Origin of the sequence: Chitinophaga flava, from assembly GCF_003308995.1 — a bacterium.
Lineage (GTDB): Bacteria > Bacteroidota > Bacteroidia > Chitinophagales > Chitinophagaceae > Chitinophaga > Chitinophaga flava.
Genome location: NZ_QFFJ01000002.1, coordinates 2169506 through 2191529 on the forward strand (window position 1 = coordinate 2169506; position 22024 = coordinate 2191529).

The 22024-nt window shown below is 46.7% G+C and carries 17 protein-coding genes; 2 read left to right on the plus strand and 15 right to left on the minus strand.

Annotation, left to right across the window (positions count from 1 at the left end; genetic code table 11):
- Positions 1-6 precede the first annotated feature (6 nt).
- The 8 genes from DF182_RS24890 to DF182_RS24925 form a co-directional block, all read right to left on the minus strand.
- Complete coding sequence (locus DF182_RS24890) at positions 7-831, minus strand: RNA polymerase sigma factor (protein WP_113618480.1); 825 nt, start codon at positions 829-831, stop codon at positions 7-9.
- Between the two features lie 477 nt (positions 832-1308).
- A complete protein-coding gene (locus tag DF182_RS24895; protein WP_113618481.1) occupies positions 1309-2238 on the minus strand; it encodes a S1/P1 nuclease in 930 nt (309 codons plus the stop codon).
- A complete protein-coding gene (locus tag DF182_RS24900; RefSeq protein ID WP_113618482.1) occupies positions 2235-3851 on the minus strand; it encodes a S8 family peptidase in 1617 nt (538 codons plus the stop codon). The genes DF182_RS24895 and DF182_RS24900 overlap by 4 nt, the downstream gene beginning before the upstream one ends.
- 13 nt (positions 3852-3864) lie before the next feature.
- Positions 3865-4263, minus strand: a complete 399-nt coding sequence (locus DF182_RS24905) for a hypothetical protein (protein ID WP_113618483.1) — start codon at positions 4261-4263, stop codon at positions 3865-3867.
- 7 nt (positions 4264-4270) lie between these two features.
- On the minus strand, positions 4271-4804 hold the full coding sequence (locus DF182_RS24910; protein WP_161964254.1) for a cupin domain-containing protein: 534 nt from the start codon (positions 4802-4804) through the stop codon (positions 4271-4273).
- 13 nt (positions 4805-4817) lie between these two features.
- Positions 4818-5870: a ferritin-like domain-containing protein gene (locus DF182_RS24915; protein ID WP_113618485.1), complete on the minus strand. Its 1053-nt coding sequence runs from the start codon at positions 5868-5870 to the stop codon at positions 4818-4820.
- Positions 5871-5882: 12 nt separating this feature from the next.
- Positions 5883-7529 carry a GMC oxidoreductase gene (locus DF182_RS24920; protein ID WP_113618486.1) on the minus strand — a complete coding sequence of 549 codons (1647 nt, stop codon included), beginning with the start codon at positions 7527-7529 and terminating at the stop codon, positions 5883-5885.
- A 3-nt stretch (positions 7530-7532) separates the two neighbouring features.
- Complete coding sequence (locus DF182_RS24925; RefSeq protein ID WP_113618487.1) at positions 7533-8027, minus strand: hypothetical protein; 495 nt, start codon at positions 8025-8027, stop codon at positions 7533-7535.
- Positions 8028-8239: 212 nt separating this feature from the next.
- Here DF182_RS24925 and DF182_RS24930 point away from each other — a divergent pair, with 212 nt between their 5' ends.
- Positions 8240-9124, plus strand: a complete 885-nt coding sequence (locus DF182_RS24930; RefSeq protein WP_211327202.1) for a helix-turn-helix domain-containing protein — start codon at positions 8240-8242, stop codon at positions 9122-9124.
- 72 nt (positions 9125-9196) lie between these two features.
- Complete coding sequence (locus DF182_RS24935; protein ID WP_113618488.1) at positions 9197-10114, plus strand: DUF6268 family outer membrane beta-barrel protein; 918 nt, start codon at positions 9197-9199, stop codon at positions 10112-10114.
- 158 nt (positions 10115-10272) lie between these two features.
- On the opposite strand, the gene DF182_RS24940 is transcribed toward DF182_RS24935, so the two are convergent.
- The 7 genes from DF182_RS24940 to DF182_RS24970 form a co-directional block, all read right to left on the minus strand.
- Positions 10273-11154 (minus strand): alpha/beta fold hydrolase, encoded by an 882-nt coding sequence (locus tag DF182_RS24940; protein ID WP_113618489.1) that lies wholly within the window; start codon positions 11152-11154, stop codon positions 10273-10275.
- 63 nt (positions 11155-11217) lie between these two features.
- On the minus strand, positions 11218-11802 hold the full coding sequence (locus tag DF182_RS24945) for a TetR/AcrR family transcriptional regulator (protein WP_113618490.1): 585 nt from the start codon (positions 11800-11802) through the stop codon (positions 11218-11220).
- Positions 11803-11946: 144 nt separating this feature from the next.
- Positions 11947-12861, minus strand: a complete 915-nt coding sequence (locus DF182_RS24950; RefSeq protein WP_161964255.1) for a PorP/SprF family type IX secretion system membrane protein — start codon at positions 12859-12861, stop codon at positions 11947-11949.
- Positions 12862-12871: 10 nt separating this feature from the next.
- Complete coding sequence (locus DF182_RS24955) at positions 12872-18988, minus strand: T9SS type B sorting domain-containing protein (protein ID WP_113618492.1); 6117 nt, start codon at positions 18986-18988, stop codon at positions 12872-12874.
- 9 nt (positions 18989-18997) lie between these two features.
- Positions 18998-20167, minus strand: a complete 1170-nt coding sequence (locus DF182_RS24960) for an ABC transporter substrate-binding protein (RefSeq protein WP_113618493.1) — start codon at positions 20165-20167, stop codon at positions 18998-19000.
- The gene (locus tag DF182_RS24965) at positions 20167-20760 is read right to left on the minus strand and encodes a phage tail protein (protein WP_113618494.1); all 594 of its coding nucleotides are present in this window, start codon (positions 20758-20760) and stop codon (positions 20167-20169) included. Before DF182_RS24965 ends, DF182_RS24960 begins: the two co-directional genes overlap by 1 nt.
- Positions 20761-20806: 46 nt before the next feature.
- Positions 20807-21943, minus strand: coding sequence for a Gfo/Idh/MocA family protein (locus DF182_RS24970; protein ID WP_113618495.1), 1137 nt, complete (start codon positions 21941-21943; stop codon positions 20807-20809).
- Positions 21944-22024 lie beyond the last annotated feature (81 nt).

Genomic DNA, 22024 nt, shown 5'->3' on the forward strand with positions numbered 1-22024 from the left:
GGAAATTCAACTTTTTCCAGGTTTGTTCACCTTGTCGATAATTTCGGTGGCCTTAAAGAACTGTCGTATTATTTCTCCTTGCGCACTGTACAGCTCTTTGCTTATCTCGGGGAAGGAGTAGCCGTTTTCATAAAACAGTTCAAAAATTCGTGTTTGCAGCGGGGAAAGATAAATTTTGTAATCTGATATGCATATGGGTTTTACTTGTTTCGAAGCATCATGGGCCTTTCTTATCCGGTCGATGATGGGCTGTAATATTCTTATGCATCTTTCTTCTTCCGCGACAATATACTGATGAGACTGTCCGGTAACTTTTGCAATCTGCTTATAGGAGTAGCCTTGCAAAATCAGTTGCATTATTTTTTTTCTTTTTTCGGGAATGTGCTCAATAGCCTTTTCGATGAGGTCAACTTTTTCCTGTTCATCCAGTGCTTTTTCCCATTGTATGATTTCTCTTTGCGGATCATAAACTGCCAATGAAATACCCTGATCCTCGTAATGCTCCAAGGACATTGTTCCACGTTTAATCCTGGAATAACCACTACGGAGGTAATTATAACAACCCCACCGAACGGAATTGCAGATGACAGCCTTGATGTGCGCTACATTTTGCATGGTGTTCCGGAGGTCCCAGATCAGTTTGAATGCATTTTGGATAATGGTTGTAATTTCAAATTCGTCCTGTATTATTTTACGGGCGAAGCTAAATACAGACTTGTACAGCTTGTTGTATATGTAATTAAGACCTCTCTCATTACCTTCTCTAAATAGCTGGAAGTATTCATGGGCAAAGTTTTCCCCTTCTGACGATTGATGAACAAAGTCAGTCATAAATTTTTACTTTTTTAATTTTTGTTTTTTATGGGATTATTCGGTTTTACAGAAGGTAGGCTTCTCTAAAACTGACACGATCATACCATTGATCGACCATTTATTATATTTTCATAAATGGGTTTTAAATTGATAGGTGGGATTTTATTTTGTCATTCGGTGTATTTTTTCGGTGAATAAATTTTCAAGGCGCAATTTTACCTAATGCAGACGGCTTTATTGTTAATAACTTGTAAATGTTAATAAGTATTTTTGTGGTAACGGCTGTGTATAATTGTGAGGAGCCAGTTGATGAAGGCATAGGAGAAGGGTTACAGAAAATATTTTACTAAAGTTGTCGTATTGGTAAGAGTGTTTATTATATATCGTATGGAATCATAACATTCATTTCTGTTGTTTGTTGCTTATGGGGTTAAATTTAGCAGCCCAACTAATTACTGAATTTGGCTGGGCTGCGTGTCGATTTTTGAGTAGATATTATGCAGGGAACAGTGTGTTTACTATTAAAGCCAGGCGCCGGGCACCCAGCACTAGTTGTTCTCCCACCAATGGTGCGCAACGATTATTGTAGGCTTTTTCTCCTTCCCAGGAAACATGAAATTTTTTATCTGCTTTGTCGGTGATTTTTAAGGATTGATAGGCTTGTCTGCTCTTGTTGACGGAATCCATAGCCCAGGACTCGGCCCAGGTACGGGGTGCGCCTGTGGGCGAAGCTGTCAGCTCCACGTGTAATGCATCAGCGGCAGCTGCGGGAGTAACGGAAGGGATCAGTGAATCCCAGTAGGCATGGAGGGTCGTTTCGTGTTCCATCGGCAGCAGCAGTAAATTACCGCCTTGATCACTTTGATGTGTCAATCCTTTCTGAACAATGACTGTGGGATCAGTGAGCAGTGCGGGTTGAGCGGTACTGTTGTCAATATAACAACAAGCTACGTGCAGGGGTTGGTGCAGATCGCCTATCAGATGGGTGAGCCATCTTAGCGCATTGATCTTACTCATGATTTGGGAATTCCCCTGTAAAACATCTACTGACTTTGCGATCATCTGTACTACATCGGTATCGCTGGTGAAGGGGGCGTACTGTTGCCGGTCATAGTTGGTGGCGCCCAGTGGCAAGTCTACAAAATGCCAGTGTTTATGCACCATATTGGGAAAATCCTTGAGGAACTGTGTGGTCTCGGGGTCGTTGGGTGCATTACCTTTTATTTCATCGGCCCAGGTGGCTACTTCTGCAAGGCTGCTTTGTCCGAGGGGAGCCAGCAGGGAGCTGACGGCCTTTTGCGCCTGGGGTGTCAGCTGTTTATCAGCTTCCATCGCGATGAATTTATGTCTTACAGGCCCCCATAATTCCTGGGGGGACACAGCGGCGGCGGTGTTTCTGGTGGGGTCGTTTGTTGTTGAGCTCATGTGAATGGGTGGTTTGAAGTGATATCAATAGCAGCGGCAGCATTAACGCAGCCATAGCCGTAATAGACAGAGTGTCCGTTCGTATAGTCGGTGGGGTTACCGATACGACGGGAGGAGGTTTGAATGATCTGTTTAACGTCGGAGGATTTTAATGCGGGGTTGTGGGAGAGTATCAGTGCGCAGACGCCCGCTACTACGGGCGCAGCGCCGGAGGTGCCTCCGAATGTTTTGGTATAATCGCCCACATCATAGCCAGCAGCATAGTCAATGCCCTGAAAGGTAAAAGTGCCTCTTACGTCGGTGGTGAGCAGGCCGCGGCCTCCCTGGCCGTCGGTAGGGGCACATACGGATATTTCTTTGCCATAGTTTGAATAACCGGCCCGTTCATCTCTGCTGGTAGATGCTGCTACAGCAATGACGTCCGGATGAATGGCAAAACCGTTTACAGATTCGTTCTGCGGGTCGTTGATATCAGCATTGGCATTGCCGGCTGCAAAAACGATGACACAACCCAGTCCATTGCGGCCATTGCGGGCACAGTCTTCGATAGCTTCCAGCTGCCGGGTAGACAGAACATAATACGCTGGTGAAGCTCCCCAGCTGCAACTGAGCACCCAGGCGCCGTTTTGGGTGGCGTAATTAAACCAGGCTTCTATGTTATCATCATTAATATTTTCGTTCCATCGGATGGGCATCAGTCTGCAGTGGGGAGCAACGCCTGTTATGCCTTCGTTGTTGTTACTTCCCAGCGCGAGGCCTGCACAGGCGGTCCCGTGGTAATCACCACCGAAAGGGGTTTTCTTACGCGGGGAAGGGTCTGGTGATAACGTCTGGAAATCCCAGGGGGCTACGATCTTACCTTCACCTCCAAGGTCGGGGTGACTCAGGTCAAAGCCATCATCGATGACAGCGATGATACAGTCGGGGTTTCCCAGTGATTGCATTTTCTGCCAGGCCTCTACTACTCTGGCATCAGCCCCTTCTTTAAGGCCAAGGCTACTGCCAAACTGAGTCCCCGAATTTCTCAGGTGCCACTGCTCTTTAAAAAGCGGGTCGCCTGGTAAATCAAACTGGGCGAGTTTTCCGGGGGTAGAGAGGTCCGGTTCGGCCAGGGTGATGTTTTCATTCTGCTGTAATTCGTAGGCTACTTTCAGCGGATTCATAGAATCGGGGGTGATGGCTACAATAAATGTCTCCTGTTTATCACCGGATGCATTTTCCTTTACCCTTGAGTTTACCACCATTAGTTTGTAGTTATCCAGGATGTTTTGTTTTGTTTCATCGCTGGTGCCTGGAGCAAAACGTAAGGTGAGCTTGCCGGTGGGGACATATGGCACCTGGCTTTTGGGGGTGTGATAGACATGGGTGCAGCTATCTATCAGCTCATGTTCACGTAGCTGATCCAATGTTTTATCAATATCCCCGGTACCCTTGATATTGATGAGATGAAAACCGCCCAGCTTTTTATGGGTGTCAGACCATTCCATGTCGCCTTCCAGCGCAGGCATTGCTGCCTCCAGGTCCATCGCTCTGCCCGGACGTAAAGCAACCTGGTCTTCACTTTTGTCAAGTTGAATGGTCGTATTGCCTCTTTTTAAGATAAACGAATCCATAACTGTTGTTTGCTTAGAAATAGCTTTTGCCTGCGGGTGATTCTCTTTTGGTGAACTCCTGCTGATACGCAGGCTCGTATAAGTCGGTGATGATAAATGTGCCGCTGGTTTCCCAGTTGTCTATTGTCCAGTTGCCTTGAGCGTCCAGCTTTTTGTTGATGGACTGGGACTGTATGTATATTTTCCCCCAGAACAACCATTTCCCGTCGATATTCTGTACGAGATAAACACGCACAGGGTCGGTCTGATAAATCCTTACCCGCTCTTTTTTATAAAAGGAGAACAGTTTTCCATGGACCTGGTCTATGGTTACGGGTTCTTTTATATGTTTTTCAAGATGAAGGATGTTGTCGGGAAAGCCCTGTTCTGTGGTGATCAGCAGGGTGTCATTTATTTCGATCATGCTTCCCATATGTCATCTATTTTTGTTTTAATCGTTGTACTGATGCTTCTCTGTCGGCTATGATTTTTTCCATGTTCTGTAATTCAGGTATCTGCCAGTTCTGCTGCCGTAGCTGGTCCCAGCTGAGGTCCAGTACTATCTGGTCGTTGTAGAGTACTTCGCCCTGTTCGTTTACTTCAAAAATAAAGGCAGGGGCTACGATGTATAATACCTGGCATTGCTGGCCACTGTTGTTGAGCAGCTGGAAAAAAGTCCCGGGCTGTGTGAGCACTGTTTCCCTTTCTTTTACTTCTATATAATACATATCGTTGCTGGCAGTATCTTTCATGCCTACAGTGAGCGTGCCGGACACCACCCAGGTAAGGTGTGTGATAACGGGATGTACATGTACATGTGATTTTTCGCCGGGGGCCAGCTCTCCGTAGGCAAGACTTTCCGCATCTATGATAGGAAGCTTTGCCAGTTTGGACTGTATCGGTCCTATGATTTCGTAAACAGTAGTACCGTCGGGTACCACCACGCCGTTTTCGATACGATAGATTTTATTCATAACAGGTAGGTTTTTATAAGAGATCACTGTGCCATTCAAAACTGGGTGCAGCATGTCTTCCCTTGGGATCGCCTGGAATAGGCAGCTGTACGAGGTTGTATGCTATCGGGGATAGTTTATGCATGCCGTTCAGGATGGCGGTATAAAAGGCAGCGGGATTGCCATTAAAACCTTCTTCCAGGTGAGAAAGCATGGTCGTATAATTGTTGTTGAAGAGATTGTTGAGATAACTCAGCTCAGGGAATTGCTGGAGATCGCTGCTTTTACAACTGGTTTTAATGGGAAAAACAGCCGTATAATCGACATCAATAACAGCTCCTGTGGGAGAGTGATATGGATCATCATTTTTGTTGTACAAACGACCGTGGTAAATTTCATTGAAGCGGAAGTAGTGTGGTACCTCATCAGTTCCGGCAAAGCTGAAAGCTTTTACAACAGTGTTTACAGAGCTGCCTTCACCCTGTTCTACGATGAGGTCTATGGCTGCTGTGGCGTTTGCAAGGCTGGTCACAACGATAGGTGTGCCGCCGCCACGCCAGAAATATTCTTCTGAAACCTGGTTTTCCTTTTTGCCGGTGAATACATTTTTTTCTCCATATGTGTTGCAGAGATCAATGAGATCATCTTTTATCCCCCGGTAAAATTCCCCAATGGTGAATCCGGGTATGGTAATACGCTCAAATTCGAGTGGACTGACCGTCCATCCATCCGGTAGTTCAATCTGAAGGAAAACGTCGATGGTGTCTTTGCTGAAGGCAGCCAGGTGTATATCGAACTGACGGTTTTTAAACTGTTTACCCTGAAACTCCATCTGAACGGGATATACGGGAATCTGCTCTTTCCCGAGTCTAACGTTGCCGCCAATGGCGGACAGCAGGTTGCCAGCCAGCAGCATGTGCAGCATTTCTTCCATGACCACACTTCTGATGATGGAAGCAGCCATGGCATTGGTGCCGGGACGGATGCTGAACATGGCGGTCAGGTAAGGCGGAATGGTGGCCAGTTCCAGCTCGATCGCCTTTTGCAGCTTTTCACGGACAGGTAACAGTTGATCTTGCAGATTCATATTTGAAGAGGCCTAAGCTTTTAATTGGTTTAATAAATGACTGCCCAGCCTTAAAGAGAGGGCGGTGAGTGTGAGGGTAGGATTTACAGCGCCCAGTGAAGAGAAAACAGCATTGGAACACATGTAAATATTGGAGGTGCCATGTACTTTCAGATCGGGATTTACCACACCTTCTTCAGGGCTGTTACTCATTCTGGTAGTACAGGCAGCATGGTCGGCCCGCCAGGAAATGGCGTTTTCTATTCCCGGATCTACCGCGTTCATATGGCCGAAGATGGTTTTAGTGATGGCTTCCACTTCTTTCATTCTGTTGTCAAAGTCTCCGCTTTTGTAGAAGTCAATTTTTGTTTCCCTCATTCCGAATCTGTTTTTCTTTTCTGAGTTTACCACGCGGTTTCTACGGTCGCTGAAGACCTCTATGAGACCCTGCAGTTGTACGGTAGTATTGGTTTGTATGGATTTGATGATTTCATCTCTTGTTTTGCCGTTGCTCATGGAGCGGGCCAGATTTACTTTGGGAGAACTGGGTGGATTGACAAGAATAAATTTCCCTTTGTGTTGTTCGGCCGGACTATCATAGTAACGTGATACCAGGGTAGGGAAGCCCATTTCAGGCTGAAGCATTTGTGGATTGGCTGGCAGCACGGCTTTGTAAAAAAAGTAAGGGTGTGTAATGAGGAACCTGCCTACCAGATCGTAGTCGTTGCCGATACCATTTTTCCACCGGTCCAGTGCAGAACGTTGTAACAGCTTGGCACCTTCAATGGCTCCTGCAGCGTTGATGATGATGTTTGCATGGATTGTTTCCCAGGCGCCATTTTTTTGGTTGAGATACTTAACGCCGGTAGCATGTGTTTTGCTGTCCATCAGTATTTCATCTGCGATGGCATTGGTGAGGATCTGAAGATGCGGGTACCGGGCGGATTGTACCAGGTCATCGAGGTTATTGGCAGCTGCAAACCGGGCGCCAAACGGACAGTATTTGCATAACCCGGTAGTATGACAGGGACCATGGCTGTTATTGGCATGGGTGTCGCCATAACGGGCTATAGGCAAATGAGAATAACTGACCGGTTCAGTGAATTTTTTGAAGGCATCGATAAACAGCCCGTCTTCCAGGGTGAAAGGAAAAGCCGGGAAGGGATATTTTCCTGACCGGGGCGTGGTAGTGTCTTCTGAGTCGCCGGAGACGCCGATAAAGTGTTCTGCTTCGTGATAGTAGGGTTCCATTTCCTCGTAGCCGAAAGGCCAGTCAATAACATCTCCCGGAGCAATACCTTTATTTTTCAGGCTGGTACGCAGCTGAAAGTCTTCGGGTTTTAACCGGAAAGACCAGCCGCCCCAGTGTACAGTAGAGCCGCCATAGAGGAAAGCACGTGCACCTACCATCGGAATCTCTGTGTCTCCTTCAAATTTATTCTCTCCTGGTTTGTCTCTGTCGGGGTAAGACAAATCGTGACAGGAATCATAAATATTCTGGTTGTCGAATGGCAGCTTGTTAGTGATGAGGTAATTCTGAAACAGGGCCCAATCCCGCAGTTTTATTTTTCCGCCTGCTTCCAGTACGGTAATGGATGTATTGGGCCTTTCGGCCAGTATTTTGGTGATCAGGGCGGTAGCGGCCACGCCGGAGCCGATCACCACAATTTCTGTTTGCATGATTTAATCTGCTTTTTTACGATAAGGGGTATGGTCTCTGCGGTTCATTCCTCCGATATATCCGGGATAGTTGATGGGTACACCTTGTGCTATGGCTGGGTTGCCAAAGGTTTTAAACCCGCCCAGCGAGAGGTTTAAGGCGATCAGTTCATTTACCACCAGCTGCTTTGCCCTGGCCAGGTTGGTGAAGGCCGGTGTAATGTTGGCAGCAGCGTCCGTAAATAACTTTTGAAAGGCGGCTTCTTCTCCCAGTTCGTCTGTCAGTTCCTGGATGACATCTCCGTAATTAACATATTCGGCCAGGTATCTGATATCCATTTCAATGCGGTTGGAGATAAAAATGAGGAAATCAGATTTCATGGCCTCAGGCGTTTCTGTTGTCTGCCAGAATTTACAGATCCGGACAAACAGCTGCCAAAGCGTATCCAGCAGCGTGTCATCCAGCTTCCGTAAATTCTCCAGCACAAAGTACCTGGCTTCGAGGTTATACTTTGACATGACAATAGTTGTTTTTCGTGTATTGGATGGATATGCCGGAGGGGTATAAATTTAGTTGTACAATACTCATTATTGTGGAGTACGGTAAAAAAGCAATATATGCATTCAGCCTAATTTAAAATGTTATGCATCAGATTTTATCCAATTGTTGCATCAGGGAGCATAGGGGTAAAAGAGGCACGAAGTGTCATATCATTTGAATCAAGTGAAGTATGAAAGTTAAAACTATCGCACCGATTGACTTCGAACGTCATTATATGTCCGAAATACCGCCGGTTTTCAAGACATTGGGAGTGCCTTTGCAGATATATGACATAAAAGAGACCGCCCGGTTTATTAATTTGCCGACCCCACTCTACAGGCCCGACTATAATTTTATCGTTCACCTCACAAAGGGGAGTGCCCGGCAACAGGTAGATGCCATTATTCAATCCATTTATGCCCATGATGTATTGTTTGTGAAGCAGGGGAATATGACTGCTTTAAAAGACGTGAGCCCAGATGTGGAAGGGCATATTATTGTATTTGAAGATAGTACGCTCAATCATCTTTTATCAAAGGAAAAACTGATCCACCTTTTCAGCACCAATACGGTCATTCAGTTGTCTGATGAAACGAGTAACTGGTTAACCCCGCTTTTCAGCTTGTTAACCCATGAAATGTACTACAGCGTACCCGACCTGGATGTTTGTTATTCGCTGTTTCAGGCAGCACTGATGAAGATTATAGCTTCAGACAAGGAGCAGCAGAAAAACGTGAACCGCAGCAGCGAGATTACCTTTGCATTTAAGGAACTGGTGTACAAACATCATATTGAGCAAAGATCCGTTTCTTTTTATGTAGATAAACTGGCGGTTTCCGTGAATTATCTGAACCGTTGTGTGCAGCAAACGATGGGCACTGCACCCAAGGAATGGATCAACAAAGTGAATATTTTACACAGCCAGCTTTTATTGCAGGACTTTACCAAAGATATTTCGTCTATTGCATTTGAACTCAATTATGAAGACCCTGGTTATTTTGGCCGTCTTTTTAAAAAGATAACGAGGTTAACACCTTCTGAATATAGGGCTTCCCTGATGCAAAGTTTGTCCTAGTAAAGGTAGATTCTGTTCTAAAGGAGATGAGCACCGCATGCGACCTTTGTAATATCAAATTCAAAGGAAAACATGAAAAGCTTACTACGTCAATCTATACTGGTTGTTTCGCTTACCTTATTTTCGAATCATATTTTTGCACAAACTATTAAAGATCTGGTGGGTGTTTCATTTACCACGCATTCAGAAAGCCAGTTCAACGATCTGCCTGAAGGCAGTGGTTTGAGTGGAAATAAATTTAAGTATAATACCTATGATGCCTGGTTGCCTTTGCCCCCGCTGCATTTCGGGAAGACCGAAATTTTTTCCAATATAAACTACCGGTTGATGGATTTTTCTTTTGACCGGTCTGAAACACAACATCTTTATCAATTGGATAAAATTCATGAAGTAAAAGCAATGATGATCGTCAGGCATCCTATCGCGAAGAAGTGGTCGGTGCTAGGAATATTAATACCTACGCTGGCATCTGATTTTAAAAGTTCGCTTTCTTCTGATGACCTGATTGTGGATGGTATTTATGGCGTGTCCAAAAGATTCGGTAAACATTCCAACCTTGAAGTGGGCCTGGGAGTCCACGTGATGTACTCTTTCCATGAGTTTCTGATCACACCCGGGATTTCTGTAGATTACAAAAGCAATAATGGTAAGTGGATGGGACAGTTTTACTGGCCCAGGCTGAATTTTGTATATAACCTGTCTAAAAACACACAGGTGGGCATTGCGGGCTCTATTGACTGGACCAAATACAACCTGCAGAATTATAAAGATTTTGAAGGAAAGGAAATTGATTATGCCCAGTTTTCGACTATTCATGCCGGGGTACAGTTTAACCAGCGTATCTATAAAAATTTCTGGTTCCAGTTGCAGGGAGGTATGGGACTGTTTGGAAGCTATAAACTGTTTAGTCCGCAGCATGATACTATCCGCAACTTCGGGGTGGATAATACGGTTTACGGGAAGGCTATGATTACGTACCGGCTGAAGTGATGGTCTATTCCATGTTGTTGTTAACCCCACATTGGTTTTTGAAAGAATGCCTGCCCGGGATGAACTGGTAGTCTTACCTTTTTCAAAGTAAAATGCAAAAGTTGACAGGCATCCAATGCTGTCAACTTTTGCATTTTACTTTGATGAAAAAAGCGGCATTAAAGTTTGGCAGATAGGAAGCGGTCGATCAGGGTAGCTACCTCCTGATGATGTTCTTCGAGCAGGAAGTGGCCTCCATCCAGTAGGTGCAACTCAGCGTCCGGCAGATCTTTCAGGTATGCTTTGGCGCCGGGCACCAGGAATATCGGATCATATTTACCCCATACGATCAGGGTAGGTGGTTGATGATTCCGGAAGTATTGTTGCCAGTTGTTGTATTGCGTAAAGTTGTGCTGGTAGTTACGCAATAAGGCGGCCTGTATGTCTTTTGTGCCGGGGACCTGCATAAAGTAGTCGTCCAGGAGGTAACCATCAGGGTTTATTCTTTCCGGATTTGTTTCGGGATGAAAATAGTTTCCCTTAATTCCTTCGAGGGAAAGCATACTATCCAATACGTTTTGCAGCGCTTCTTCATTGCCACTGTTTACGAGGGCTGCCAGTTCGTGTACCCTGGGTGCCAGCCCTTCCGTGTAGGCGTTCGCGTTCTGTATAAGGAGCGCTTCAATCAGTTCGGGTCTTTTGCTGGCAATCCTGAAACCCACTGGTCCGCCGAAGTCCTGAGCATATAAGCTGAACCGGGTTAATCCGATGGTGTCGATGAATTTTTCCATGATGAGCGCCAGCTGGTCAAATGTATATTCAAATACATCCCTGGCCGGCCGGCTGCTCAGCCCTGCACCCGGATAGTCAGGTGCGATCACATGGTATCTGGCGGACAGGTGATTCATCAGGTTGCGATACATGTGGGACGAAGATGGAAATCCGTGTAGCAAGAGGATTACAGGGGCGTCTGCCGGACCCGCTTCGCGGTAAAAGATTTCTACGTTGTTTACCTGTACGGTTTTAAAAGTAGCAGGGGAGAAGGTGATGGAGGTGTTCATTTTTGAATGATTTTTGAAAGATTATAATTGTGTACTAAATGGTACAATATTGCTTAAAAAAAATCAGGTCAGGACCTGGAGTTGAATTTCGATCAGGGGCAGCAATGTTTTTTCATCGGGATACATACGTCTGGTAACGTTCAAGCCGTTCCAGGCGGTGATAAGGTGTTTGGCCAGCAGATCGGGTCTCATGCTGTTTTTGAGTTGCCCGTGTTTTTGTGCGGCAATAATGATTTCCCGAAAGGTATCTTCCAGCTGCTGTAGCAGGCCAACGGATTTGTTCATCAGTTGTGGTTCTATGCTGGCCAGTTCCACAATAGTGTTGCCGAAGAAACAGCCGTTGTGATGCACTTTTTTGGGTGCATGGGCAATGTTGTAAAACAGGTTGCGGATCACGTCCAGCGGATTATCACTATTGGCCAGCTCTTTTATCATCCTGGCATCGGCTTGCTGACGGAATTGCTCCAGCACTTTTTCAAACAGCTCTTTTTTCCCGCCTTTGAATGCCAGGTAAAAGCTGCCTTTCCCGATGCCCATGGCCTCCAGCAAATCTTCGGTAGACGTGGCTTCATAGCCCTTAGACCAAAATACCGCTATGGCCTTGTTAATCACTTCTTCGTTATCAAATATTTTAGGTCTTCCTGCCATTGTATGTATCGATTGTCAAAACAAAAATAAATACTTTACTGATTAGTACAAAATATATTTTTAAATAGCCCAGGACTGAAGTCCTGGGCTAAATTAGATTGAATTGACGATTACGGTCTGAAGCTTAAGCCCTGGCTCCTGATATTATTTAAAGAGGTGAAGGGTAGCGCCTATTTCATAGGTACCATTCACATAAGTTTTGAGGCCTCCGGTCTGGAAAGTATACATGGCCTGGATACCCAGTGTTTTCATGATGTTAACGCCCAGGCCTGTAGTGAGGCTTTTGGAGCTGTGGTACATCGTCATGATATTGGCCACATTGTCCAGGAAGGTAACATTGAAGCCGGCATCGAGGATATTGTCGTAACCTCTGATACCACGGAAACAGAGTTTAGGCTCGATGGAGGAGAGTACACTGCCCTGGGGCCGGAATCTGTAGGAGACCGCCGAAAAGAATATGCTTCCACCATTTATGCCCTCGTCTCTGTTGGTAACCATGTTCCGGATATTGGGCAGAGAGGCCTGTATATTCAGGTGCTCGTCCGTATAGGCCATACCGTATTCCGCTTCGAAATAGTTATCGCGACGGTTGAAGGCGCCAAAGGCGGGGTCGTTCATATCGCCGTTTACATCTTTTACGTTGAGGCGTTGTATGTTCCATACGGCAGACAGGCCGAAGCTCAGCTGCTGATGAGGCTGACCCAGCGGAATGCGGTAAGCATAGCTGAGTCCCACACGCGTACGGTTGATCAGACCGGCCACATCGTTGAAGATATTCACGCCCACGCCCATACGTTCTTCCACTTTAATATCTGCCGAAGCAAATTTGGTGACGGGCGCGCCATTCATACCATTCCACTGGTTGCGGTAAGAGGCATTGATATGCAGACCCGTATCCAGACCAGCCATCGCCGGGTTGGCGAGGTACTGATTCTGGAAATACTGTGTGCCGGAGGGTTCCAGCAATGCCTGCGAATTACCGAGTGTCTGTCCCTGGCTTTTCAGGGACAAACAGATACCGGTAAACACAATTAAAGACGTATATAGTTTCTTTATCATAATCATATAATTAGTCTCTGATGATTGTGATGAATCCTTTGGCTACTTTATCAGTACCGTCAATTTTCAGCAGGTAGTAATAGGTGCCTTCACTGAGCGGACGCCCGTTCAGGGTGCCATCCCAGTCATTACTATAGTTCCTGCGATGGAATACCACGCGGCCGGTACGGTCGTAAATAGTTACTTCGTTGTTTGGATAACTGTCCAGATTACGAATTACCCATTTATCGTTTTTGCCATCACCATTCGGTGTCAGGATATTGGTAGCATCTACTTTAAAGTCTGTTGTTACTTTGATATTGATCTGTTGTACGCCTGTACATCCGTCCAGGTTGGTAGCGGTTACCTCATACGTAGTGTTCTGTAATGGCCTGATCCGGAGGGTGGCAGATTGCTGACCATCGAGGATACCGTCAGCACGGGTCCAGGTGTAACTATTACCGCCGGTGGCTGTCAGGGTGACAATATCTCCTTTGGATATATCGCCGTTTTTATCCGATGTGATGATGATCTGTGGCTGGGCTTTCACTTTCAGCGCGAAGGTGCGGCGAAGTGTATCCACGCCACCGTTTAAGGTGCCGCCATTGTCTTTTACCGTTACGGTAATATTCGCGGTACCGCTCACATTGGGTTTCAGGCTATAGGAGAGAAGACCACCAGCATCTATGGTCAGTGTGCTGAAGAATGCCTTGTCGGACTGTACAAAGTAAGTAAGCGTTTGGCCTGCCTCCACAGGGGATGCCCCTGTGAGCTGATAGGTTTGTTTGTCTGTGATACTGCACATTACCTGGTCTGGTATAATGTCCAGCGTAGGTGCCTGGTTGACCTGAAGCACCCGAATAGTGAATACTTTCTCGGTATACAGCCCGTTGTTCTGGGTAGTACGGATTCTGACAGCATAAGCATTCTTAACTGCATATACAAATGTGGCGTTGGTCAGCAGCTGATCACCGGAGATATTAAAGACGGCATTGTCGTCGGCGCCAGTACCTGATACCAGTGTATAGGTAAAGGTGGCTCCCGGCTCTTTCGTGATGGTAGTGAATTTACCTACCAGTGCTCCGGCCGGAACGTTTTCGCTGACCGTTGTATTATTGATAGTGATATCTGTAGGTGCCAGTGGTACATAAACGACAGTGATCTTCACATCCTGGGCCACACTGGTATTCAGACCATCACTAACGGTTACGGATATAGTAACGGTGGTATTTACCTTGCTGTTCAGCAGGGTTTCATCTTTTACCGTGATCTTGCCCGTAAGAGGATCTATGCTAAAGGCTCCGGATGGGTCTGAGGCAATAGTCCAGTTCTGCAGTACACCGGATGCATCGGTAGCAGCTGCCTGTCCGATATTGGTGCCGGCAGCACTGTATTGGTTGATGTTGAACTGTTGTCCGGATGTTACTACCGGTGCTGTCATATCAGCCACTACATTGAGGGGAGTGGAAGCCTGATTACCATTGATACCGATGTTTTTGGCTGCATCGGCCAGTATGGAAACGGTTACATTTCCATCGGTAACAGGCGTCACAGTGAATGTGTAACGGATGTTATCAGTTGTTTGTAATGTGCTGGCATTGCCATTGGTTACCTGGATACCGCTGAGGCCCAGTCCTGTTACTGCTTCACTGAATTCGGCCTTCACGGTAAACGGTGCATTGATACGGGCCGGAGCAGTGGTAGTTACTGTAACAGTGGGGTGATTGGTGTTGACATTTACCTGATGGGTGTTTTGTACACCATTCAGTGTCAGTATTGCGTCCAGACCGGCAGCGTTCTTGATGGAGCCACCGTTGAGCAGCAGTGCGGTGCCCAGGTCAATACCGTCCATGTCCATATCTCCGTTCTGAACGGTGTAACTAAAGGAGAGGATATTAGTGCCTGAACCACCCACGTATATTGCATTAACCGTGTTAGTGCCAATGATCACCGGCAGGCTAGGAATACCGATGGTGGTTACCGGCTGGTTGAATTCCACGGTGAATACCAGTGTGTTTGTTGCATTGTAGTATCCATTGGCTGGCAGCGTTACTTTGGTGGTTGCCGGAGGAATGGTGTTCACCAATACATTGCTGGTGGATACCGCCAGTAAAGCTGTTGGTGCAGCATTTCCGGCCAGGTCTGTGAAAGTGCCTGTTGTCAGTACCAGATTGGGCGTATAGGCGATACCGTTGAGGTCCTGATCTCCGTTTTGTACGGTATAGCGGAAGATCAGTTTGTTGGTGCCGGACCCTGTGCTATAATTGGCCTGTACGTTTGTAGTGCCTATCTGTAACAGGAAGTAAGGCGTACCGCTGCTTATTTTAACCGGTTCATTATACGTTAGTTCAAAGTCGAGGTTATCACCGGTTTTGTACCAACCATTATTGGGCACCTTTAAGCTTTGCAGTGCCGGAGCGGTTTTGTCAACCGTCAGCTGCAGTGTAGTGGTAGACGCAGTGTTACCATTTCTGGCAATGTTTATGGCGGCGTTAGCGGGTACGCTGATGGTGATAACGCCATCTGTACCAGGTGTGATAGTAGTCGTATAGGTGATGCCGTTTGCAGATACTGGTGTGCCGGCGCTGCCATTAGTGACGATAATAGCACCGGATGTAAATCCTGTTACTGCTTCACTGAAGCTGATTGTCACATCAAAGGCACCATTCACCAATGCCGGAGCAGCAGTGGATATGGTTACTGATGGATGTGTTGTGTTAACGATGACATTTTTGAAGTCTGCTACGTTATTCAGTATAAGTGTGGCATTGTTGCCGGCTATATCGGTGATGAGTCCTCCGCCTCCCAGAGAGATGCCTGCGCCCAGGGTAACGCCCTGAGGTGCGTCATCATCCGCTTGTACGGTGTAGGTGAAGGTCAAAGTATTGGTACCGGAACCACTTACATAGTATGCCGGTACAACACCGGAAGCCAGGTTGATGGCCATATATGGAGTACCGCCAACAGTATTTACATTCACGATTTCACTGAATTTCACGGTGAAAGTGAGGTTTTCATTTTCGTGATAATAACCATTTGCAGGCCCTGTAACTGCAGTTACTACTGGTGGCGTAAAATCGGCCGTCCGTTGCAGCTCATTGGAGGCGCTGTTATCGTTGTCACCAATATTCTGTGCTGCCCCGGCTGGTAGGGAAACTTTAACCAGGCCGTCAATAGCTGGCGTTACGTCTATTGTATAGTGGATATAATCTGTGGTGTTGAGATTGTCAACAGAGGCATTGGTTGTTACAAATGAGCTGGCCGTCAATCCGATTACCTTTTCGCTGAAGGTGATATCAGCAGTGAACGAACCATTGACTACTGATGCCGCAGTCGTCGAAATGTTGACAGTTGGTATGATTGTATTTACTCTCACACCATTGAGGTTATTATCATTGGTTAACAGGAGATTGGTGGTGTTGCCATAACCATCACTCAATCTTCCGCCTGCGTCAGAGAGGTAGCTGCCAAGGGAAACACCGTCGGCGTCATTATCTCCCGGTTGTACCATATAACTGAAAGTAAGGGCTGTGCTGCCGGAACCACTTTGATAAGGGGCTTGTACAGTGGTTGTGCCAATAACAATCGGTAGGTACAGTGGGCTGGCGCCTGGTTGTACGGTAAGCGCTTTACTGAAATTGACGGTGAAAGTCAGTGTTTGGCCTGCTTTATAATAACCATCTATCGGTTGGCCTACGGAAGTTACCACCGGTACGGTATTATCAAAAGAAAAAGTTGTACTGGCAGACATATTGCCGTTGAGAGAAGCGGCGCTGGTGGAGACGTCCGTAGGTAAATTCAGATTCACAGTGCCTTTGTTGCCCGGCTGGAACAGCAGGTCGAAGGTATAGCTGGTAGTAGCGGTGGTGCTGTTAGGTGTAACATTGGTAACAGTGATACCGCCGGGAACGCCTAATGCTGTTATACTTCCTGCATTTATACCTTTCACTGGTTCATCGAAAGATATTCCGATGCGTACGGTTGTTGCATTTACGATAACGGGAGTAGTGAAGGTCGCCACAGGCCGCTTACTATTGACCAGTACGGTGTTGTTGGCCACGTTGTTTAACGTAACAACAAGATTGTTACCAGCTGCGTCTGTGAGGGTATTACTGTTGGTGTTTATTACGCTGCCGATTGTGATGCCGTTGGAATCATTGTCGCCATCCTGTACTGTATATCTGAAAGTCCATGAATTAGTACCAGACCCGGAAACGTATATAGCCTTTTTGAGAGAAGAACCGATTATTAAGTCCAGGGAAGGTAGAGGGCTGGGGTTAGTATACACGATTTCGCTCATATTCACGGTGAAGTCCAACGCCTTTCCGATACCATAAGTTCCAGCTGCCGGTGTTGATACGCTTAGTACAGTAGGAGGGGTAAGATCTATCTCCCACGCATACACGGAATTAGTGGAGGCGTTTCCTGCTCTGTCCACACCATTGACGGAGTAGGTATGTACACCTTCAGTCAAACCGGTTAATGTAACAGGGTTGGTAACAACTCCGAACGTGCCTGCATCCAGTTTACCATTATAGGTTTGGATCGGTTCATCAGCGGAGAACTGGAAGGTGGCTGATTGCTGGTTGGTGACCGGTGGTGGAAAGGATGAGAGAGACACTACCGGAGGTGTCTGGTCGAGTGTAATAGTTGCGCTGGTGCCACTTACGTTGCCAGCGAGATCTTCTACCTGCATATATACTTTCTTCGGACCATCACCGGCAGAAACAGTATAGGTGCTGGAAGTACTGTAGGGCTGATAGGCACTCCAGAGGGTGCTGTCAGGAGAGAAGCGCATCTGCAGCGAGGTAGGGGGATCTTCGTCGGTGGCAGACGATGTCAACGTGAGGTCCCTTAAATTCGTATACGCTGCGCCGTTATTGATGCTAAGTGATATAACCGGAGGGTTTTTATCAATACTATAAACTTCCCCTGTATTATAAGGTACGTTTGTTACCGTGGGTATTATACCAGTACCATTTACATTCAATCTGACAGTGCCATTTCCGCTGCCGGTATTAACCACTACATTATAAGTGGTTCCGGAGCCTGAAACGATGGCAATATATGCGCCTGTAACGCCAGTGGTGGTTAAGTTGAATGCGCTGCTTGTAATATTGACGGCACTGCTGCTGAAAGTCACTTTAAAGGTGACTGTATTTGCATTTGAAGGAGAGGCACTGACTCTGGTGACACTGGATACGGAAGTGGTGGGAGGAGCCAGTTTGATCAGGCGTCCTCCGGCTGGCGCTGATGCTGCACCATCGCCGGCGAAAATAGTTCCATTGCTGGTGACAGCAAGTCCCCAGGCATATATAGGAGCGTTGCTGGTTAAGCTTGTATTGATAACCGTTCCGGACTGTGTAGGGTCGGTATATTTTACTATCTGTGAGGTAGTAGAGGTAAGTAACTCGGTAGTATAGATATTGTTTGCACCATCTATGGCGAGGGCAGTCACGTTTCTACCGGTAAAGAGGGTAGTGGGGGTGTATGACGGGGCAGTCAGTTTGATGAGTGCTCCGCCTGAATTGTTTTCAAGAAAATCAGTAATATAAATGTTTCTGTAGGAGTCAACAACAATGCCCCATGGATAGCTAGTTCCTCCACCGGGAAGGGGTACACCAGGGCTGACAACGGCACCAGGTTGGTCTTCAAGTCCTGCTCTATATCTCATTACCTGATACCTGGACGCACCATCGTATTCGAGGGTGTATATGTTGTCTAAAGCGTCTACTGTTATCGCAGAGTAATATTTGCCTGTCTGAACGACATCAACGATAGTATAAGATGGGGCTCTAAGGCGGATGATCTGTCCGTTTGCTGATGCAAAGGAATTGAGTACAAAAATATCTCCGATGGAGTTGACTGCAATTCCCCAGGGAAAGACAGGGCTATTGCGAGAGAGTCCTGAATAGATAACAGTTCCCGTGCCTGCGCCTCCTGCGAACCTTACCAGGTCGTAAAGCTGGGTCGTCGGGTTAAATCTGGTAGTGTAGATATTATTGCTATTATCTTTGGCTACCGCAGTATAGGAGCCTCCGGATTCAAGTTGGGTGAGGGTATACTGGGCTATCCCATGCAGGCTGCATAACATTGTTATACAGGTAAACAGGAATAATCGGATACTCCGGGTGTAAAATTTTTTCATATAGATCTGTTAGATACAGAGAAAAGGGTTTAGCCAACCGGATATACAATCATCGTGTATGGATTTGAGTGTAGTATCATCGAAGCGGATGCCTTTACCCTGGTCGAGAATGATTTTATTTATTTTATTGGCAGTAGTATTGATGCTTACAATATTGGATACCGGTAAGCCCAGTCCTGTTGAAGGGTGGAAGCCTTTTTCGCCGCGGGGACCTTTGATGGTGGAATTGCACAGATATTGTTTTACTGTCTGCCAGTCTCTTTTTTGTGCATGGGGTAATAGTTCTCTCCACACCAGTCCTGCTTCATAACCCATCAATGCAAAAATATTGGCTGGTTGCTGCGCAATCTGTTCGAAGGTTTTTACAAATAATCTGTTCTCTTTGCTTTCATCTTCCCGTATCCAGGTGAGGGCACTGTATATCTCCAGTTCATGGTGTTGTACATCGGCAAGGATGTCGTCATAGGCCATAGACTCTACTACAAGCAGCGGAATCGTTTTATGAAAACGGCTGTTTTTCCAGGCATCCAGGAACTGTGTGCCCATATTGCCGCTAAAGATGGCGTGTACATAGGGTGGCCGGTCATTTTCGATGGTCTTAAAAAATGCATCGAGATGTAAGGCGTTCTTGTTGGAGGGATCTTCTGGCAGTACGGTGCTTCGGATGGTAGTACCTCCGGCAGCGGCTGCACCCTGATAAAAAGCAGTATTTAAGTGGTAGCCTGCTTCATAACCAGGCATTACAATATGTCCTGCATCACCAAACCTTTGCTGGGCCCAGCGTCCCAAGGAGTACTGGGACTGCCATATCTGGTGCGATGCATAAAACATATGAGGGCTAATATGGGGAAAGTAGGGAATGAGTTCCCCCATATCAAACAGAAATGCCGTACCACCCTGTGATTCCACAATGGGGATGAGGTCTGGCACTGATTTGTAACTGACCAGTCCGGACAGCACGTCTACTCTGTTAAAGAATAATAGTTTTTGTGCAGCCTCCTTTGTGGCGGAGGGTTGTCCGCTTCTGGTAAATTCAGGAATGAACTGAATTGTTTGCTGGCGTGCAGGGTCCAGTCCCATCCCGATCAGCCATCCGGTGGCCAGGTGGGCAGAATAATACGGATACACCCCCGAGTAGGGGGTGAGTAATCCTATCGTCAGTGGTGGTCTTAAGCTCATTATGATCTGGATGGAAAGACACCTTGTATAGCAATGAGGTATGTCATAGCCATGTAAGGGGGGCGGATGGAAACAGCTGTATTGTTACCTGTCATGCCTACGGTCATATTACCATTTACGGTACCTGGTAAGAGGTTGGTATTGGGAGCAGCATCGCTGTAACCTTTGACCGGGAGGGAGTTGGGACCTGATCCGAGGGTGGGCAATGCAGCTGGTACCATGGTAGGGCCAGGCGTATTGCTGGTTCCGATCGTATTGCTGGCAGGCAGTGTTACGGTGAGGTTATTCACTACAGCCGCGTGTGTGTGTTGGGGAAGATTGGCAATTGTCAACGTAACGGTCTCACTACCGCCAACTACTCCGGGAGTGTAGTTAAGACCTCCCCAGGCGGGCAGACCTGTACCAATGATAGAGCGTCCCCTCAGATCGGGCAGTCCGAAGGTAGCGGTGCCATTGCCACCATAGGTGATTCCTATAAGAGCGTATAGTGCCTGATTGTTATTGATAGCAACCAGTGTACCATCACAGAAAGCATAACCAACAGGTGCAAAATTGCCCCCAAAAGCGAAGATCATCGCAAGAATTGGATCCATTTCCTTAGTAGATTAGATTTTATTTGAAAAAAATTTCAGTTGAATTTTATGACGCGGTTGTAAAATCCGGGAAGGCCAGTGAAGCGCCTCCCAGTCTGGCAGATTTAGCTGCAAGTACTGTTATCACACTGTTGGTTGCGGCAGCATAAACAGGTAAATGATGTGACTTATTTTGAATGATATTGATAAAACCGGATAGAGCGAGTGACGTAGCTCCCGTTGTGGCAACAGCATATTGGCGGAGGTGAGGAGCTGCACTTTCCCATACGTTTTGTGGATGGGCGTTGTTTTGCAGGTATATGGAGCCGGTATAGTCTACCCAGCTGCCAGTGGTGCCTTTGATACGAAATCCGGTGCTGTGGCCCGCTTCAGCCTGTAGTCTTACCTGTTGACCTGTTGTGGTGCTCAGGCAGATAGTCGTGATCTCACCCTGACGGATACTTGAATAGGTTTTGCCGCTCTTCGGATTTTTTACTTTAACCACATATTCTTCGGTGTTTTTTTCTATCCGGAGAGCAGTGTATTTGTTGGCATCAGACAGGCGCAGTAAGTTTTCCATCAATGCCATAGGATATAATGGATAGCCGTTTTCCTGCTGTGGAATATTGATAGAACAGGCTCCTGCGTATATGCTTTCCAGTTGGCCGAACCTGCCATCCTTTACCATGGCGGTCATTGCCAGCAGGTCGGGGCGGTAGCTGTGTTCATCCAGTGTAAAGTAGTGTTTACCGGTTTGCCGGCTTAGCTGTACGATGTGGCGGTGTTCTTCCAGGGTGCTGCCCATAATAGGGCCACAAGCGACATGTTTACCCTGCCGGAGTGCCGCCGCTGCAATAGCATAGTGCTGATCTGCCGGGGTAGCGATGATAACCGCATCCAATGCAGGATTGGATAATAACTGGTGGTAGTCGTCGTACAGTGCCGGTTTCGTGTAGCCTGCTGCGTTAAACAGCTTAAGGGCATCCCGCCTGGCTGTATCGCTGGTTTCACAGATGGCGCTGATATCCAGTTGTCTGTTAGATAATGCTGCTTCAAGATATTGCCTTCCCCACGTACCTGTTCCAATGAAGCCAATGCGTAAACGCTTGCTGCTAGCTGCTTTTAATAGTGAAGATGGCATAAATGTCACCGCTGGCAGTATTAAAGCAGCATTTTTGAGAAATAGTCTCCTTCCTGATTGCATTGAAGATCTTGATAGGGATAATAAAAATGGTTGTAGGCTTTTCTATAATTCAGGGTTAAAACTTAGACTTCACATATCCAA

What these genes read in the sequence shown, in the direction of transcription:
- DF182_RS24890 (WP_113618480.1), bottom strand. Translation starts at nt 831, where the DNA reads ATGACTGACTTTGTTCATCAATCGTCAGAAGGGGAAAACTTTGCCCAT.
- DF182_RS24895 (WP_113618481.1), bottom strand. Translation starts at nt 2,238, where the DNA reads ATGAGCTCAACAACAAACGACCCCACCAGAAACACCGCCGCCGCTGTG.
- DF182_RS24900 (WP_113618482.1), bottom strand. Translation starts at nt 3,851, where the DNA reads ATGGATTCGTTTATCTTAAAAAGAGGCAATACGACCATTCAACTTGAC.
- DF182_RS24905 (WP_113618483.1), bottom strand. Translation starts at nt 4,263, where the DNA reads ATGGGAAGCATGATCGAAATAAATGACACCCTGCTGATCACCACAGAA.
- DF182_RS24910 (WP_161964254.1), bottom strand. Translation starts at nt 4,804, where the DNA reads ATGAATAAAATCTATCGTATCGAAAACGGCGTGGTGGTACCCGACGGT.
- DF182_RS24915 (WP_113618485.1), bottom strand. Translation starts at nt 5,870, where the DNA reads ATGAATCTGCAAGATCAACTGTTACCTGTCCGTGAAAAGCTGCAAAAG.
- DF182_RS24920 (WP_113618486.1), bottom strand. Translation starts at nt 7,529, where the DNA reads ATGCAAACAGAAATTGTGGTGATCGGCTCCGGCGTGGCCGCTACCGCC.
- DF182_RS24925 (WP_113618487.1), bottom strand. Translation starts at nt 8,027, where the DNA reads ATGTCAAAGTATAACCTCGAAGCCAGGTACTTTGTGCTGGAGAATTTA.
- DF182_RS24930 (WP_211327202.1), top strand. Translation starts at nt 8,240, where the DNA reads ATGAAAGTTAAAACTATCGCACCGATTGACTTCGAACGTCATTATATG.
- DF182_RS24935 (WP_113618488.1), top strand. Translation starts at nt 9,197, where the DNA reads ATGAAAAGCTTACTACGTCAATCTATACTGGTTGTTTCGCTTACCTTA.
- DF182_RS24940 (WP_113618489.1), bottom strand. Translation starts at nt 11,154, where the DNA reads ATGAACACCTCCATCACCTTCTCCCCTGCTACTTTTAAAACCGTACAG.
- DF182_RS24945 (WP_113618490.1), bottom strand. Translation starts at nt 11,802, where the DNA reads ATGGCAGGAAGACCTAAAATATTTGATAACGAAGAAGTGATTAACAAG.
- DF182_RS24950 (WP_161964255.1), bottom strand. Translation starts at nt 12,861, where the DNA reads ATGATAAAGAAACTATATACGTCTTTAATTGTGTTTACCGGTATCTGT.
- DF182_RS24955 (WP_113618492.1), bottom strand. Translation starts at nt 18,988, where the DNA reads ATGAAAAAATTTTACACCCGGAGTATCCGATTATTCCTGTTTACCTGT.
- DF182_RS24960 (WP_113618493.1), bottom strand. Translation starts at nt 20,167, where the DNA reads ATGAGCTTAAGACCACCACTGACGATAGGATTACTCACCCCCTACTCG.
- DF182_RS24965 (WP_113618494.1), bottom strand. Translation starts at nt 20,760, where the DNA reads ATGGATCCAATTCTTGCGATGATCTTCGCTTTTGGGGGCAATTTTGCA.
- DF182_RS24970 (WP_113618495.1), bottom strand. Translation starts at nt 21,943, where the DNA reads ATGCAATCAGGAAGGAGACTATTTCTCAAAAATGCTGCTTTAATACTG.